At 64.4% G+C, this 15,262-nt stretch carries 11 protein-coding genes; 7 read left to right on the top strand and 4 right to left on the bottom strand.

Annotation, left to right across the window (positions count from 1 at the left end; all coding sequences use genetic code 11):
- The first annotated feature begins 5 nt into the window (after positions 1-5).
- The 3 genes from accC (at position 6) to E8Q41_RS00560 (ending at position 3,080) form a co-directional block, all read left to right on the top strand.
- The gene (gene accC / locus E8Q41_RS00570; protein ID WP_137153547.1) at positions 6-1,346 is read left to right on the top strand and encodes an acetyl-CoA carboxylase biotin carboxylase subunit; all 1,341 of its coding nucleotides are present in this window, start codon (positions 6-8) and stop codon (positions 1,344-1,346) included.
- A gap of 12 nt (positions 1,347-1,358) precedes the next feature.
- The gene (aat, locus tag E8Q41_RS00565; RefSeq protein WP_137153546.1) at positions 1,359-1,970 is read left to right on the top strand and encodes a leucyl/phenylalanyl-tRNA--protein transferase; all 612 of its coding nucleotides are present in this window, start codon (positions 1,359-1,361) and stop codon (positions 1,968-1,970) included.
- A 168-nt stretch (positions 1,971-2,138) separates the two neighbouring features.
- Positions 2,139-3,080 (top strand): DUF2167 domain-containing protein, encoded by a 942-nt coding sequence (locus E8Q41_RS00560; RefSeq protein WP_246660029.1) that lies wholly within the window; start codon positions 2,139-2,141, stop codon positions 3,078-3,080.
- Between the two features lie 75 nt (positions 3,081-3,155).
- On the opposite strand, the gene E8Q41_RS00555 is transcribed toward E8Q41_RS00560, so the two are convergent.
- Together E8Q41_RS00555 and E8Q41_RS00550 are read right to left on the bottom strand one after the other, a co-directional pair.
- Positions 3,156-3,782 carry a DUF2155 domain-containing protein gene (locus E8Q41_RS00555; RefSeq protein WP_137153545.1) on the bottom strand — a complete coding sequence of 209 codons (627 nt, stop codon included), beginning with the start codon at positions 3,780-3,782 and terminating at the stop codon, positions 3,156-3,158.
- Between the two features lie 73 nt (positions 3,783-3,855).
- Positions 3,856-4,251, bottom strand: a complete 396-nt coding sequence (locus tag E8Q41_RS00550) for an NADH:ubiquinone oxidoreductase subunit NDUFA12 (protein ID WP_137153544.1) — start codon at positions 4,249-4,251, stop codon at positions 3,856-3,858.
- Between the two features lie 191 nt (positions 4,252-4,442).
- Here E8Q41_RS00550 and E8Q41_RS00545 point away from each other — a divergent pair, with 191 nt between their 5' ends.
- Both E8Q41_RS00545 and hxlB read left to right on the top strand, forming a co-directional pair.
- A complete protein-coding gene (locus E8Q41_RS00545; RefSeq protein ID WP_137153543.1) occupies positions 4,443-4,859 on the top strand; it encodes a hypothetical protein in 417 nt (138 codons plus the stop codon).
- 2 nt (positions 4,860-4,861) lie between these two features.
- Positions 4,862-5,422: a 6-phospho-3-hexuloisomerase gene (hxlB, locus tag E8Q41_RS00540; protein ID WP_137153542.1), complete on the top strand. Its 561-nt coding sequence runs from the start codon at positions 4,862-4,864 to the stop codon at positions 5,420-5,422.
- Here hxlB and E8Q41_RS00535 read toward each other — a convergent pair whose 3' ends face one another.
- Both E8Q41_RS00535 and gatB read right to left on the bottom strand, forming a co-directional pair.
- Positions 5,423-5,923, bottom strand: coding sequence for a GNAT family N-acetyltransferase (locus E8Q41_RS00535; RefSeq protein ID WP_137153541.1), 501 nt, complete (start codon positions 5,921-5,923; stop codon positions 5,423-5,425). It lies immediately after the preceding gene.
- A 6-nt stretch (positions 5,924-5,929) separates the two neighbouring features.
- Positions 5,930-7,432 (bottom strand): Asp-tRNA(Asn)/Glu-tRNA(Gln) amidotransferase subunit GatB, encoded by a 1,503-nt coding sequence (gatB, locus tag E8Q41_RS00530; protein ID WP_137153540.1) that lies wholly within the window; start codon positions 7,430-7,432, stop codon positions 5,930-5,932.
- Between the two features lie 299 nt (positions 7,433-7,731).
- Here gatB and E8Q41_RS00525 point away from each other — a divergent pair, with 299 nt between their 5' ends.
- Together E8Q41_RS00525 and E8Q41_RS00520 are read left to right on the top strand one after the other, a co-directional pair.
- Positions 7,732-9,540 (top strand): autotransporter assembly complex family protein, encoded by a 1,809-nt coding sequence (locus E8Q41_RS00525; RefSeq protein ID WP_246660039.1) that lies wholly within the window; start codon positions 7,732-7,734, stop codon positions 9,538-9,540.
- 19 nt (positions 9,541-9,559) lie between these two features.
- Positions 9,560-15,259, top strand: coding sequence for a translocation/assembly module TamB domain-containing protein (locus tag E8Q41_RS00520; RefSeq protein WP_246660038.1), 5,700 nt, complete (start codon positions 9,560-9,562; stop codon positions 15,257-15,259).
- Positions 15,260-15,262 lie beyond the last annotated feature (3 nt).

Genomic DNA, 15,262 nt, shown 5'->3' with positions numbered 1-15,262 from the left:
ATCCCATGATCTCCAAGATCCTCATTGCCAATCGCGGCGAAATCGCCCTTCGCGTGCTGCGCGCCTGTAAGGAGCTCGGCATTGCGACGGTGGCGGTGCATTCGACCGCCGATTCGGACGCGATGCATGTGCGCCTCGCCGACGAAAGCGTCTGCATCGGCCCGCCGCCCTCGCGCGACAGCTATCTGAACATCCATCAGATCGTCGCCGCCTGCGAAATCACCGGCGCCGACGCCGTGCATCCGGGCTACGGCTTCCTGTCCGAAAACGCCAAGTTCGCCGATATCCTCGACGCCCATGGCATCACCTTCATCGGACCGACGGCGGATCACATCCGCATCATGGGCGACAAGATCACCGCCAAGCAGACGGCGCAGGATCTCGGCATTCCCGTGGTGCCTGGTTCGGCCGGGGAAGTTCTGAACGACGAGGATGCGCTGAAGACCGCGCGCCAGATCGGTTATCCCGTGCTGATCAAGGCCACCGCCGGCGGCGGCGGTCGCGGCATGAAGGTCGCCAAGACCGAAGCCGACCTGCTCGAAGCCTTCAACACCGCCCGTTCGGAAGCCGCCAACGCATTCGGCAACGACTCGGTCTATATGGAGAAGTATCTCGAAAAGCCCCGGCATATCGAGATCCAGGTGTTCGGCGACGGCGCCGGCAACGCCATCCATCTCGGCGAACGCGATTGCTCGCTGCAGCGCCGCCACCAGAAGATCTGGGAAGAAGCCAATTCGCCGGCGCTCAATGTCGAGCAGCGGATGAAGATCGGCCAGATCTGCGCCGACGCGATGAAGAAGCTGAAATATCGCGGCGCCGGCACGATCGAATTCCTCTACGAGAACGGCGAGTTCTATTTCATCGAAATGAACACCCGCCTGCAGGTGGAGCATCCGGTCACCGAAGCCATCACCGGCATCGACCTCGTGCATGAGCAGATCCGCGTCGCCTCCGGCAACGGCCTGTCCGTCACCCAGGACGGGATCGTCTTTTCGGGCCACGCGATCGAATGCCGCATCAATGCCGAAGATCCCCGGACCTTCGTCCCCTCGCCCGGCACGATCACGCATTTCCACGCTCCCGGCGGTCTCGGCGTTCGCGTCGATTCCGGCGCCTATGCCGGCTACAAGATCCCGCCCTATTACGACAGCCTGATCGGCAAGCTGATCGTGCATGGCCGCACCCGTGTGGAATGCATGATGCGCCTTCGCCGCGTGCTCGACGAATTCGTCATCGACGGCATCAAGACCACGCTGCCGCTGTTCCAGGATCTCGTGTCCAATCCGGATATCGCCAATGGGGATTACGACATCCATTGGCTCGAACATTACCTGGCCAATGACTGACGGGACTGCGTGATGGCGCGTTCTTCGCATACCGCCGCCATCACGCCCGAAATCCTGCTCCGCGCCTATGCCGCGGGGCTTTTTCCCATGGCGGAATCCGCCGACGACCCGGAAATCTTCTGGGTCCAGCCGGAAATGCGCGGCGTCATCCCGCTCGACGGTTTTCACGTTTCCAAAAGCCTCGCCAAAACCATGCGCAGGCGTCCCTTCGACATCCGCTTCAACACCGCCTTCGACCAGGTGATCGCCAAATGCGGCGAACCGGCGCCGGATCGTCCCTCGACCTGGATCAATCCGCTCATCCTGATGCTCTACAAGGAGCTGCACAGGCTCGGTTACGCCCATTCGGTGGAAGCCTGGGAAGGCGAGGAGTTGGTCGGCGGACTCTACGGCGTCTCGCTCGGCTCGGCCTTTTTCGGCGAGAGCATGTTCTCCCGCCGCACCGACGCCTCGAAAATCTGTCTCGTGCATCTCGTCGAACGCCTGCGTGAAAAGGGCTTCACATTGCTCGATACGCAATTCACCACCGACCACCTCAAGAGTTTCGGCGCGGTCGACGTGCCCAAGCGCGATTATGAGAAACTGCTGGATAGGGCCATGCAGTCGGCGGATCTGGATTTCTGAGCGCCGCAGCGACTCGAGACGGGGCGTGGGACATCGTCCTTCGTGGTGAGCAAGCCTGCGCCGGCGCTCGAAATCAAAATTCGGGATAACAGAGTGCCCCACTTGCGGTTGCGCCCGCCTCCATCGATGATGGAGAAATGGTCGTTCCTTACCGCTCGAGGACATATGATGAGGCGCATTGCTGCTCTGATTGTTGCGTTCAGTCTCCCCAACCTTGCCATTGCGGCAAGCTATGAACAGACGTTCGGCCATAAGCCGGAGCTGCAAGGCGATGTCGCAACGCTGCTCGAATCGCTCGACTACAAGCAAGGCGCCCTTCCCCTGGTGGGCGCGCCTGCGAGCCTGACGGCGCCGGACGGGTTCTACTATCTCGATGCGCGCGACTCGGCAAAGGTGCTGATCGATCTCTGGGGAAATCCGCCGGCCAGCGCAGAGGGCGTGATGGCGATGATTTTCCCAAAGGAAAAGCCGCCGGAGTCGGAGTCCTGGGGCGGCGTGATCTCCTATTCGGATGAAGGCTATGTCTCCGATGTCGATGCGCAGACGACGGACTACACGGCCCTGCTGACCGATCTGCAACAGCAGACCAGCGAAGCCAATCCCGAACGGGTCAAGGCAGGCTACGAACCGATCACGCTGGTCGGATGGGCGTCGGCGCCGCATTACGATCCGGCGACCCATGCGCTGCATTGGGCGCGTGAACTTCAGTTCGGCGCAGATCCGGCTTCGCCTCATACGCTGAATTATCAATTGCGCGTGCTTGGCCGTGAAGGCGTTCTCAACGTCAATTTCGTCGCGGGCATGCCGCAACTGGCTTCGGTGCAATCCGCGATTCCGGCGGTCATCAACCAGGTGAAATATGACGCCGACAGGGATTACGCCTCCCATCGGGACGGCGATCGCGTCGCGGCCTATGGGCTGGCGGGGCTGATCGCCACGGCGGCCGGAGCCAAGGTCGCGGCCAAAGCCGGCATTCTGGCCATGGCGGCGATTTTCCTCAAGAAGGGTTTCGTCTTCATCCTGATGGCGCTGGCCGCGGCCTGGCGCTGGCTGTCGGGGTTCTTCCGCAAGAAGAAATCCCCGGCCCCGCCGAGCGACGACAGCATGTGAAGGACGGCGATGATCCGGCCGTAAAGATTGCCGTCACGCCGAACCCGCTTGCCGAAGCGTCACGGCGCTCAAGCGTCAGTTGGGGTTCAGATCGTCGAAATTCTGCTCGGGATTGGTGAGATCGGGCAGATTTTGCATGTCGACCGGCGCATCGGGATTGAGCGTCTCGCCATCGGCGGGCGGCGCGGGCTCCATGGTCGGATCGGGAGCGCCAGACGCGCCATCGGCCGGCTTTTCCGTCTTCGGATCGGGAATAGGCGTGGTGTCGATCTTGAAGCCGTCGGGCCGCGGCACATCGGAGGTCTGTTTGCAGCCGGTCAGCCAGATGTCGTAGATCGGGTGATCGACCGCGTTGAGGCCCGGAGACGCGGCGAACATCCAGCCGCTGAAGATCCGGCGGATCTTGCGGTCGAGCGTGATCTCGTCGACCTCGACGAAAGTGGATTGCTTCTGCGCTTCGGTTTCATCGCGGCTGAAGCAGACGCGCGGCGTCACCTGCAGCGCGCCGAACTGCACCGTTTCGTCCATATAGACGTCGAATGTCGTGGTGCGGCCGGTGATCTTGTCGAGGCCCGCAAATTCCGCCACGGCGTTCTTGATCTTGGCCGCCTCGGCGGGCGACGAGAGCAGGCAGCCGCCAAAAACAAGGGCGGCGGACAGAACTGTCCGCAGCCCTGTGGATTGCGTCGATGTGGTCGTCATTCCGTTCACGTATCGCAGTCTCCGGCCATGCGGTGTGCGTTAGACGGCAATTATGGCCGGATGAAGGGAGGCCTCAGCCGCGCGGCGTCCAGGCGTCGTAATCGCCGGTCACGCGATCGCGTTCGCCGCCCGTGGCGAGCGAGCCCTTAGGGCGATAGGCGGCCGCAGAGCCGGTCGGGTTGGCGCGATGCGCCTTTTCCCAGTCGCGCGCCGCATAGTTCTGCTCGGTCGGCGGAACGTCGGTGCGGTAGTGCATCCAGCCATGCCAGCCCGGCGGAATGGCGCTGGCGTCGGCATAGCCGTTATAGACCACCCAGCGACGGGTGCGCCCTTCGCTGTCCTTGCCGCCGGTGTAATAGGTGTTGCCGAACTCGTCCTGACCCACCTTTTTGCCGAAGCGCCAGGTGTGAAACCGCGTGCCGATGGTCTGACCGTTCCACCAGGTGAAAATCTGCAGGAGAAGCTTCATGAGTCGGGAACCCTGAATATGCGGCGCGAGACTCCCCGCGCCCGGAAGAATGCTCTGCTTATGCCGCCGCGCAGCAAGAAAGTCCAGCACTCTATCATGCAAAATGGTCCGGCCTCACCTTGCCAAACAGCATGAGCGCGGCCATGGTCGGCGCGTCTGGGGATCAGGCGCGTAAAGCGCAGGGGGACATCATGCGGATCATGTTGCGGGCCGTTCTGGCGGTCATTCTGGCTCTCGGCGTCCAGGTCGCGGCGCGCGCCGACGGCATCGCCATCGTCCAGGCGGTCGAACAGGCGAGCGGCGTCTGCAACGGACCGACGGCGGCCGAAGCTTTCGAATGCGCCAAGGACAAATGCGTCGCCGCCGGCGCAGCCGCGCGCGAGGACTGCCTGGAAATGACCTGGTGCCAGAGCGGCTGGACGGTCGACGTGTTCATGCAATCCACCGAAGGCCCGCATTGGCACGAATATCACTGCGGCTGGTCGAGCCGCGCGGAAGCCGAAGCCGCGGGCGATCTCGCCTGCAACCCCGAACGCAAGAAGCAGTTGATGGAATGCGCCACCGTGCAGATCTACGATCCCGACGGCAAGGCGCTGATGGAGAATTGAGAATGACGGATCTCGGCGATCTCGCCGCGCGCGCCCTCGGGGAAATCAGCGCCTGCCTCTACAAGACCGACGAGGCGGATCTGGAGGCGCTCGTCAGTCTTCTGGCCATTCCTCGCCGCATCGCGATCTACGGCTGCGGCCGCGAGGGGCTGATGATGCGGGCGCTGTGCATGCGGCTCTACCATCTCGGTCTCGATGTCCACATGGTCGGCGATATGACGACGCCGCCGCTCGGCGACGGCGATCTGCTGCTGGTCAGCTGCGGACCGGGCTACTTGTCCACAGTCGATGCATTGGCGAAGACCGCGAAAGCCGCCGGCGCGGAGATCGCCGTCATTACCGCCGAGCCGGACGGCGCGATCACCAGGCTCAGCGACACTGTGCTGACCATTCCGGCCCAGACCATGGCCCGCGACGAGCACGCGCCGACATCTTTCCTGCCGATGGGCAGCCTGTTTGAAGGCGCACAATTCATGCTGTTTGAAATTCTGGTGATCCGGCTGCGTGACCGGATGGGCGAGACGGCGGACACCATGCGCGCCCGCCACACCAATCTGGAATGATCAGAAGCTGAGCGTCTTTTCGAGAATGAGCGCGGGGATGCCGGAGTTCTGCGCCCCGCAATTCTTGGTCCAGCCGACCTCGGCAAAGCCGAGTCCGGTGTAGAACGCCACGGCGCGCTCGTTCTTCGGCTCGACTTCGAGCCGCATGCGCCTGGCCGAGGGAAAACAGGTCTCGACTTCTGCAAACAGGTCGCGGCCGATGCCCTGTCCTGTCAGTCCGGGCTCGACATAAATCATGTGAAGAATGGCGACGTCGCTCTCGCCTTCGGCCATGGCCGCATAGGCCACGCCGCCGATCGTCTTGCCGTCGTCGGCCACCACGAATTCCGAATCAGGCCGCTTAAGCCGCGCCGTGAGCGCCGCCACGGAATGCCAGGATGCGGTGATCTCACTCACCTTGTCCGCGCCATAAAGCGCATCATAGGTCGCATGCCAGCTCCGCCCGAGAAGGGCGGAGACGGCTTTGAGATCGCCTTCCGAGGCTGTGCGGACGAAGAACATCCGCAATCAGTCTTCGAGACCGAGCTTGGCCTTGACCAGCGCCTGCACGGCCTGCGGATTGGCCTTGCCGCCGGTCGCCTTCATCACCTGACCGACGAACCAGCCGGCCAGCGTCGGCTTGGCCTTGACCTTCTCGACCTGATCGGGATTGGCGGCGATGATCTCGTCGACAGCCTTTTCGATTGCGCCGGTGTCGGTGACCTGCTTCATGCCGCGGGCCTCGACGATCTCGGCCGGATCGCCGCCTTCGGTGAAGACGATTTCGAACAGATCCTTGGCGAGCTTGCCGGAGATGACGCCGTCCTTGATGAGATCGAGGATGGAGCCGAGCTGCGTCGGGCTGACCGGGCTGTCTTCGATGCCCTTGCCCGCCTTGTTGAGCGCGCCGAGCAGATCGTTGATCACCCAGTTGGCGGCGATCTTGGCGTCGCGGCCCTCGGCGAGCTTTTCGTAAAAATCGGCGATCGCCTTTTCCGACACCAGCACCGAGGCGTCATAGACGGTCAGGCCGAGATCCCGAACGAAACGCTCCTTCTTGTCGTCGGGCAGTTCCGGCAGGTCGGCCAGCAGCGAGGCGACGAAAGCGTTGTCAAATTCGAGCGGCAGAAGATCCGGATCGGGGAAATAGCGATAGTCATGCGCGTCTTCCTTGGAGCGCATGGACCGCGTCTCGCCCTTGCCGGCGTCGAACAGGCGGGTTTCCTGATCGATCGTGCCGCCCTCTTCCAGAATGGCGATCTGGCGGCGCGCTTCATATTCGATGGCCTGGCCGACGAAGCGGATCGAGTTGACGTTCTTGATCTCGCAACGCGTGCCGAATGCGCCGCCGGGCTTGCGCACGGAGACGTTGACGTCAGCGCGCATGGAGCCCTCGTCCATATTGCCGTCGCAGGTGCCGAGATAGCGCAGGATGGTGCGCAGCTTGGTGAGATAGGCCTTGGCTTCGTCCGACGAGCGCAGGTCGGGCTTGGAGACGATTTCCATCAGCGCCACGCCGGAGCGGTTGAGGTCGACATAGGACATGGTCGGATGCTGGTCATGCAGCGACTTGCCGGCGTCCTGCTCGAGATGCAGGCGCTCGATGCCGATTTCGATATCCTCGAACTGGCCCTGACGATCCGGACCGAGCGAGATGACGATCTTGCCCTCACCGACGATCGGATCCTTGAACTGCGAGATCTGATAGCCCTGCGGCAGGTCGGGATAGAAATAGTTCTTGCGGTCGAACACCGAGCGATGATTGATCTCAGCCTTCAGGCCGAGACCCGTGCGCACGGCCTGCTTGACGCATTCCTCGTTGATGACGGGGAGCATGCCCGGCATGGCGGCGTCGACGAGCGACACATTGGCGTTCTGCGGCCGACCGAACTCGGTCGAAGCTCCCGAGAAGAGCTTGGACTGGCTGGTGACCTGGGCATGGACTTCCATCCCGATCACCACTTCCCAATCGCCGGTGGCGCCGGCGATGAAGCGTTTCGGATCGGGGGTGCGGACATCGACTATGCTCATTCTTGAAGCCTTCTTGCATGCATGACGCGTGGAACTTTCCGGTAGAGCAAATGCGTTTGGGAGGCAAGCGCCGAGTCCGGATGGGACTGACGCAGGCTTGCAACGGGCGGGGGAAAAATGCGGGTTATCACTGTGCGGCGCAAAAGCCGCAGGGGTGGCGAGGCTTCTATCAGAGTTTTCTTTCTGATACCGTTTTCGCGGGAAGCAGGTATATAGAGGCCATGTTGAGTTTTAAGGCGCATATACGGGCCTCGTCCTTGATCGCACTTCTGGCCCTGACGGTTTATGAGAAACCGGCCATGGCCTTCGAGATCTTCGGGATGAAGTTCTTCGAAGACGAAGACGATGCGGCGGCCGTATCCGACCCGGTGCGCTATGCGCTGACGTTCGATCCGGGCGACGCCGATCTGCGCAAGGATCTCGAAAGCGCGTCGCTGCTGTTTCAGGAGAAGGAAAAGCCCGTCTCCGGCGATCTCGGCGTCGTCATCAAGGCCCGCGACGACCGCGACCGCCTGCTCGCCGCCCTCTACGAACAGGCGCGCTATGGGGCCGTGATCGACATCACCGTCAATGGCCAGCCGGTCGACAGCCTGCCGCCCGTGCCGGATTTCCCGCGCGACAAGCCCGTGCCAGTGACCGTCACGGTACAGCCGGGACCTGTCTTCAAGCTTGCCGAGACGAAACTCGGCCAGGACGCCGCGAAATTCGATCCTCGCGACCTCGGCTTGAAGACCGGCGACGCCGTGGGCGCCGGCCAGGTGATCACCGCCGCCGGCCGCGTGGTGGAAAACCTCGAAAAAGAGGGACGACCGCTCGCCAAGCTGACCGGCCGCGAACTCGCCGCCGACCACAAGATCAATGAGACGACGGTGACCATCAATGCCGAAGGCGGCCCCGTGGCCGATTACGGCACTGTTTCGGTGAAAGGCTCCCGCACGGTGGACCCGGAATTCATCCGGCAATGGTCGCGCCTCAACAAGGGCGAGCGCTACGATCCGGAAAAGGTGAAGCAGGCCACCGAACGGCTGCGCAAGCTCGGCGTCTTCTCCTCGATCGCCATCACCAAATCGCACCGCCTCGACCAGAGCGGCCGCATTCCTATGGCGATCACGGTCGCCGACGGCAAGCAGCGCTATTTCGGCGCCGGCGCGGAATTCTCGACCATCGACGGCATCGGCCTCTCGGCCTATTGGGGCCACCGCAATCTTTTCGGCGGGGCGGAATCGCTGAAGATAAGCGGCGCGGTGTCGCGGCTCGGCAGCACGCTCGACTGGAAGGAGCTGGGCTACGATTTCTCGATCCTGTTTTCGAAACCCGCCGCCTTCAACCAGATCACCACCTTCAATGCAGGGCTGATCGCCAAGAACGAAAATCCCGACGCCTATCGCGCCTCCACCATCTCGCTCTTCGCCAACACCAGCTTCGACGTGACCGACAAGGATGTGGCGACCGCGGGCTTGGACCTGACCGCCAACCGCACCAAGGACGTGTTCGGAAAGAACGACTATCTGATCGCGTCTGTGCCGATGACCTGGACGCGAGACGCCACCGACAATCCACTGGACGCCACGGAAGGCTACAAGCTCAACCTCTCCGCCATTCCGAGCTACGAAGCGCTTGAAGGGACTCCCTTTTCCTCGTTCGAAGGCTCGGTATCCGGCTATTGGGGCATGGGCGAGGAAAACGGCGTGGTGCTGGCCGGCAAATTGTCGCTCGGCACGCTTGTCGGCGTCGACCAGCTGAAGGATGTGCCGGCGATCCGGCGCTTTTATGCGGGCGGCGGCGGCTCGGTGCGCGGCTACGCCTATCAAGAGATCAGCCCGCGCAATGGCGACGGCGACGCCACCGGCGGCCGATCCTACGCCATCACCTCGCTGGAAGCGCGGGTGAAGGTGACGGAAAAGATCTCGGTCGTTCCCTTCATCGACATCGCCTCGGTCAACAAGGCGCTCTATCCCGATTTCAGCGATTTCCGCGCCGGCTATGGCGTCGGCGTCCGCTACGCCACCGGCCTCGGCCCAATCCGCATCGATGTCGCCCTGCCCAGCAAGAAATATGACGGCGGATCGTCCTTCGGCATCTATGCCGGCATCGGCCAATCATTCTGAGGAGGCGCTCGTGGCCCGTATGAGTTTCACCGCCTTCCTGTTTCGCAGCCTGCGCTACGGACTGATCACGCTGCTCGGCCTGATTGCCCTGATCGGCGTCGTGATCGGCGCGCTCGGCTTCACCACGCGCGGCAACCAGTTTCTCGCCGATCAGGTCGCGGCCTTCCTCGAAAGCCCGGATCTGAAGCTCGACATCAACGGGCTGAGCGGACTGCTCGACGGCTCCGTGCATCTCGACGAGCTGACCGTGGCCGACAGCCGGGGCGTCTATGCCCGCGCCACAGATGTGGATCTCGCCTGGCGTCCGCTGGACCTTTTGAAGGGAAGGCTGCAGGTCGACTCGCTCAGCGCAAAAGCGGTGGCTGTCTCCCGCATGCCGGTGACGACGGTGGAGAGCGTCGACGACGGCTCTTCCTCGGGCCTGCCAGTAGAGATCGCGCTCGACCGGCTGACGCTGCCGCAGATCGGTCTCGGCGCGGCGCTGATCGGCCGTGACGCCTCGCTGTCGGCGGAAGGCTCGGCGAAACTTTTGGCCAACGCCGTCTCCGCCGACCTGACCGCGTCCGAACGCGCCCGTCCCGAAGCCCGCGCCCGCGCCGTGGTCGATTACCGGTTGGACAGCGGCGCGCTGAAGGCGAATGTCGACGTCGTCGAACCGGCCGGCGGCGTGATCGCCAATCTCCTGCAACTGCCCGGCCGGCCCGACGTGGCGCTGTCACTGAAGGGTGACGGCACGCTCGCCAACTGGCGCGGCGCGGCCACCAGCATGGTCGGCGGCCAGACCGTGCTGCGCATCGAAGGCGGAGCCGGCCGCGGGCCCGATGGCGCCGTGACGCTGTCCGTGACCGGCGGCGGCCAGTTCGCCGAACTCCTGCCGCCCGAAATCCGCCCCTTCCTGACCGGCGACACCCGCCTCGATCTCGACGCCAGCAGGTCGACCGACGGCGCCATCACGATCTCCAAGGGCGCGATCGCCAATGACCGTTTCCGCATCGACGCGCAGGGCAAGCTCGATCCCAAGGGCCAGGCGGATCTGGCGCTGACGCTCGTCCCCACGGGCGGCGCCCTGGCGCTCGCCCTTCCCGGCAACGACGCTATCTCCGCAACCCTGCGCGGCGCAAAGCTAGCGCTCTCAGGCCCCTATGGCGCGGCGACGCTTTCGGCCGAACTGGACGCGGCCGAGATCAATACGCCGCAGGCTGTGTTGGCGGACGCAAAGGTCACGGCTCGCAGCGACAACCTCGATCTCGCCACCGCGTCGGGACGAATTGAATTTGCAGGCGACATCGGCGCGCTGACCATGGCTGACGCCACGGCGGCCAAAGTGCTGAATGGTCCGGCGCGGCTCTCCGGCGCAGCGGTGATCGACGCTGGCGCAATCACCTTCGACAAGATCAAGCTCGAAGCGGCAAAGGCCAGCGCTGACGTCGCCGGCCGTTTCGATCGCGCCAATGGTTCGCTTCAGGCGGATATCGCTGTTGACGCCGATCTCGCCGCCGTCGCCCCGCCTGAGATGGCCGCGGCGCTGGCGGGACAGACCAGACTCACCGGCTCCCTCGCCTATTCGGCTGAGACCGGAACCACGCTGGACGCCGTCACGCTGAAGGCCAAGGGGCTTGATGCAAGCGGTAAGGCGTCGCTCGGCGCAGACCAGAGCCTGTCGGGCGCGTTCGACGTGACGCTGGCCGACGCCAGCCTTTTCGATCCCAAGGCGTCAGGAGCCGCCAAGGCGACGGTAACGCTTTCCGGCTCCCTCAGCGCACCGAAAGCCGACATTGCGCTCTCGTCCGATCAGTTGTCCTATGCGGGACAGACGCTTGTGAAGCCGGCTGCGACGATATCGGCGGCCTTGAACAATGGCGATTTCGGCGCAAGCCTCAATCTCACCGCCGCCTATCGCGATCTGCCGCTGGCCCTTGGCGGGCGCGTGGACGCCGCCAAGGGCGCGGTCGCCGTGACCGATATCACAGGATCCATCGGCAAGACGTCACTGGGTGGCGACATTACTCTCTCACCTGCCGGCCTGCCCGAGGGTGAACTGGCCTTCAAGCTCGACGATCTCGGCCAGTTGGCGGGCCTTGCCGGGCAGAAGGCCGAGGGCGCGCTGAGCGGAACCGCTAAGTTCTCCGACAGTAATGGCAAGATCGGCCTCGATCTACAGGCCTCCGGAGACAAGATCGCCGCCCAGGGCGCGGTGCTCTCGGCGCTCAGCCTGACGCTGCGTTCGGACGATCTGCTGTCAAAGGCCGTGACGGGAGAACTCGCCGCCAACAGCCTGAATGCGCAGGGAAACACGGTCGTCTCGCCAACGCTCGATCTCGCGCTTGTGGACAACAGACTGCGTTTCGATCTCAAAGCCGACCTTTATAAGGCTCCACTCGTTGCGGCCGGCTCTGTCGATCTAGCCGGCCCCCAGCCCAGCGTGACGCTGGACCGGCTGGAAGCCGCCCCGCGCGGCGTTCCCTTGAAGCTCGACACCGGCAAAACGCTGGCGCTTAACGAGACTGGCGGCGTCAGGCTCGACCAGCTGGTCATCGCGCTCGGCGCCGGGCATGTGACGGTGGACGGCGCGGCGGGCAGCCAGCTCGATCTCACTTTGACCATCAAAGACCTGCCGCTCGATCGCGCCAACCAGTTTGTCGAGGGCCAGGCGATCGGCGGCTTCCTGTCCGGCACGGCGAAGATTTCTGGTGCGGCGGCCGATCCCACGGTGGATTTCGACCTGACCGCCACGGCGCTGACCGCGCATCCGATGGCCGCCAATGGACTGCCGCCGCTCGATGTCGCGACATCAGGCCGCTATGCAGGCAAGGTCGTGACGGCAAAGGCCGCAACGACCATCCGCAACGAGCCCGTCAACCTGACGGCGCGGGTGGATATCTCCAAGCCCGGCATCCGCATCGACGGCGTCGACATCAAGGCGGCGGGCGCAGCCATCACCGGTTCCGTGACGCTGGATGCGGCCAACCAGCCAACCGGCGATTTCCAGTTCACGATCCCCGACGCCGGCCGGCTGGCGGCGCTGGCCGGGCGCAAGGCGGAAGGCGCCTATGACGGCTCTGTCCGTATCGCGCCGATCGAGAACGGTCTATCCATCAAGCTCGCGGCAAAGGGCGAGGTGCGCAAGCAACCGCTCTCGCTGTCGCTCGATCTCACCCGCCAATCCGGCGCGATCGCGCTGCCCGACTTCGATCTATCGCTCGGGCCGAACAAGGCTCAGGGCGCGCTGGCGCTGAACCCGGAATTGCTGCCGACCGGCAAGATCAGTTTCGACCTGCCCGATCTCTCGCTGCTCGCGGCCATGGCCGGCCAGACGGCGGAAGGCGCGGTGAAAGGCCAAGCCGACATCCGCGCCGCAAACGGCCTCATCGCCGCCGACATTACCGCCAAGGGTTCGCTGCGCGGCCAGGAGATCGACATCGATCTCAAGGGCGCCCAGACCAAAGCCGGCGGCGTCTCGATCCCGTCGCTCAACGCCATGATCGGACCCAACAAAATCGCGGGCGCAATCGAGTTCGACCCACAATACAGGCCGGAGGGACAGATCCGCTTCACTCTGCCCGATCTCGCCTTGATCGGCGCATTGGCCGGACAGAAGGTGACGGGCGCGCTCGATGGCGAAAGTCGTTTCGCCAGCAAGAGCGATGCGATCCAGGCCACCGTCAAGGCGCGCGGCGAGCGGATTTCCGGCTTCGGCGCGGAGATCAGGGGCTTGAACGCCGACATTTCCTCCTCGGATCTGTTGCGCGGCGTCGTCACCGGCTCTGTGAAGGCCGACCGGATCGCGCAAGGGGCGAACGCCATCGACGCGCTATCGCTCGATTTCGACCGTCAGGGCGCAGCCACACGCTTCACCTTCGCCGCGAAACTCGATGGCGCGCCAGCCTCGGCGAAGGGCAAACTGACGCCGGAGGGAGAAGGCCTTCGGCTCGATCTCGATTCGCTGTCTGCTGCGCCACGCGGCGTGCCGGTGAAACTCTCCGCTCCCGCCTCGCTCGGCATCGCCAACGGCAATATCGATCTCGGCGACATCAAGCTGGCGTTGGGCGGCGGCAGCGCCTCAATCAAGGGCTTCGCCAGCGGTGAGAAGCTGGCGCTCGAGGCGCGCATTTCCGCTTTGCCCGCAGCGCTCGCCAACACCTTCTCGCCGGGGCTCGGCGCGAGCGGCGCGATCAGCGGAACGGCGACTGTGGCGGGTTCTCCGGCCCAGCCAAAGATCGGCTTCGATCTCGCCTGGAAGGGCGCTGAAACCGCCCAGACCCGCGCCGCCAGCCTCGGCGCCTTCACGATCGCCGCCAAGGGCAGCACGAAGGGCGACACTCTCAGCGTCGACGTGACGGCCACGGGTGGCGGCGGCTTGAACGGCCGCGTCTCCGGCGCCGTCGGCCTGACGGGCGCGCGCAGCCTGGCGCTGAAGGCGGAGGGCAAGCTGCCCTTCGCCGCACTCGGCAGCCTGACCGCCCCGCAAGGCTTGGCGCTGAAGGGGGCGGCGGATTTCCAGCTGTCGATCTCAGGCCCCGCGACGAACCCGTCGATCACCGGACGGATTTCCACCAGCGGCGCGGAAGTCACCGTCATCCGCCAAAACCTCGTGATCAACAAGATCGCCGCGACCGTCGATCTCGACGGCAAGCAGGCGCGCATATCCAAGCTCACCGGCAATTTCGCCTCGGGCGGCACGCTCGCCGTCGCCGGAACTATCGGCATTGCGCCGGGCTCCAACTATCGCGCCAACCTCACCATCGATCTCAATCGCGCCGTCTACACCGATGGCCGCATCGTCGCCGCCAAGCTCGGCGGCAAGCTGACGCTAACCGGCCCGCTCATCGCCGGTCCGCAATTGGGCGGCGAAATCCGCATCAATCGCGCCGACATCACCGTGCCGCAGAGCCTGCCCGGCTCGCTCGGCAAACTGAACATCCGCCATGTCGATCCGCCCGCTGACGTCGCCATGCAGGCCAAGGCGATCGGCGACAAGAAAGCCTCCGCCGAGCAGGATGACGCCGTGGACAACGACAGCGGATTGCGGTTGAACCTGACCATCTCCGCCCCGCGCCAGATCTTCGTCCGCGGCCGCGGCCTCGACGCCGAACTCGGCGGCCGCGTGCGCGTGGCGGGCACGGCGGCCAATCCCCGCGTCATCGGCGCCTTCACCATGCGCCGCGGGCGCTTGTCGATCGTCGGCCGCAGGCTCGATTTCACGTCCGGATCCATTTCCTTCACCGGCGGCATGATGCCGGCGCTCGATCTCGTCGCCACCTCGACCTTGAGTTCCACCACCGCGACCGTGACCGTCAGCGGCCCGGCCGCCGATCCCAAGGTGACCTTCTCGTCCTCGCCATCCCTGCCGCAGGACGAAATCCTGGCGCAGTTGATCTTCGGCCGCTCCGCCTCGAGCCTCTCGGCGGTGCAGATCGCGCAGCTGGCGGATGCGGTGGCGTCGCTGGCCGGCGGCCAGTCCTCCTCGCTGTTCGACAAATTGCGCCAGGGGCTGGGGGTCGACGACCTCGATCTCGGCACTGACGAGAACGGCAACACCGCGCTGTCGGTGGGCAAATACATCAACAAGCGCACCTATCTGCAATTCCAGCAGGGATCGGATTCGTCGTCGACGCGGGCGATCATCAATCTCGATGTCGGCAAGGGCGTCAAGCTCAAGGGCTCGGCCGGCGCGGATGGCTCCACCGGCGCAGGCGTGTTCTACGAGAAGGAATACTGAGGC

The organism is Rhizobium sp. FKL33 (assembly GCF_005222915.1).
Classification (GTDB): domain Bacteria; phylum Pseudomonadota; class Alphaproteobacteria; order Rhizobiales; family Rhizobiaceae; genus Rhizobium_E.
Note: the sequence above shows the minus strand (reverse complement) of the source record. Positions and strands in the feature narration are given on the sequence as shown.

Excerpts from the sequence above, each read along its gene's own strand:
- accC (WP_137153547.1), top strand. The coding sequence starts at position 6 with ATGATCTCCAAGATCCTCATTGCCAATCGCGGCGAAATCGCCCTTCGC.
- aat (WP_137153546.1), top strand. The coding sequence starts at position 1,359 with ATGGCGCGTTCTTCGCATACCGCCGCCATCACGCCCGAAATCCTGCTC.
- E8Q41_RS00560 (WP_246660029.1), top strand. The coding sequence starts at position 2,139 with ATGAGGCGCATTGCTGCTCTGATTGTTGCGTTCAGTCTCCCCAACCTT.
- E8Q41_RS00555 (WP_137153545.1), bottom strand. The coding sequence starts at position 3,782 with ATGACGACCACATCGACGCAATCCACAGGGCTGCGGACAGTTCTGTCC.
- E8Q41_RS00550 (WP_137153544.1), bottom strand. The coding sequence starts at position 4,251 with ATGAAGCTTCTCCTGCAGATTTTCACCTGGTGGAACGGTCAGACCATC.
- E8Q41_RS00545 (WP_137153543.1), top strand. The coding sequence starts at position 4,443 with ATGCGGATCATGTTGCGGGCCGTTCTGGCGGTCATTCTGGCTCTCGGC.
- hxlB (WP_137153542.1), top strand. The coding sequence starts at position 4,862 with ATGACGGATCTCGGCGATCTCGCCGCGCGCGCCCTCGGGGAAATCAGC.
- E8Q41_RS00535 (WP_137153541.1), bottom strand. The coding sequence starts at position 5,923 with ATGTTCTTCGTCCGCACAGCCTCGGAAGGCGATCTCAAAGCCGTCTCC.
- gatB (WP_137153540.1), bottom strand. The coding sequence starts at position 7,432 with ATGAGCATAGTCGATGTCCGCACCCCCGATCCGAAACGCTTCATCGCC.
- E8Q41_RS00525 (WP_246660039.1), top strand. The coding sequence starts at position 7,732 with ATGGCCTTCGAGATCTTCGGGATGAAGTTCTTCGAAGACGAAGACGAT.
- E8Q41_RS00520 (WP_246660038.1), top strand. The coding sequence starts at position 9,560 with ATGAGTTTCACCGCCTTCCTGTTTCGCAGCCTGCGCTACGGACTGATC.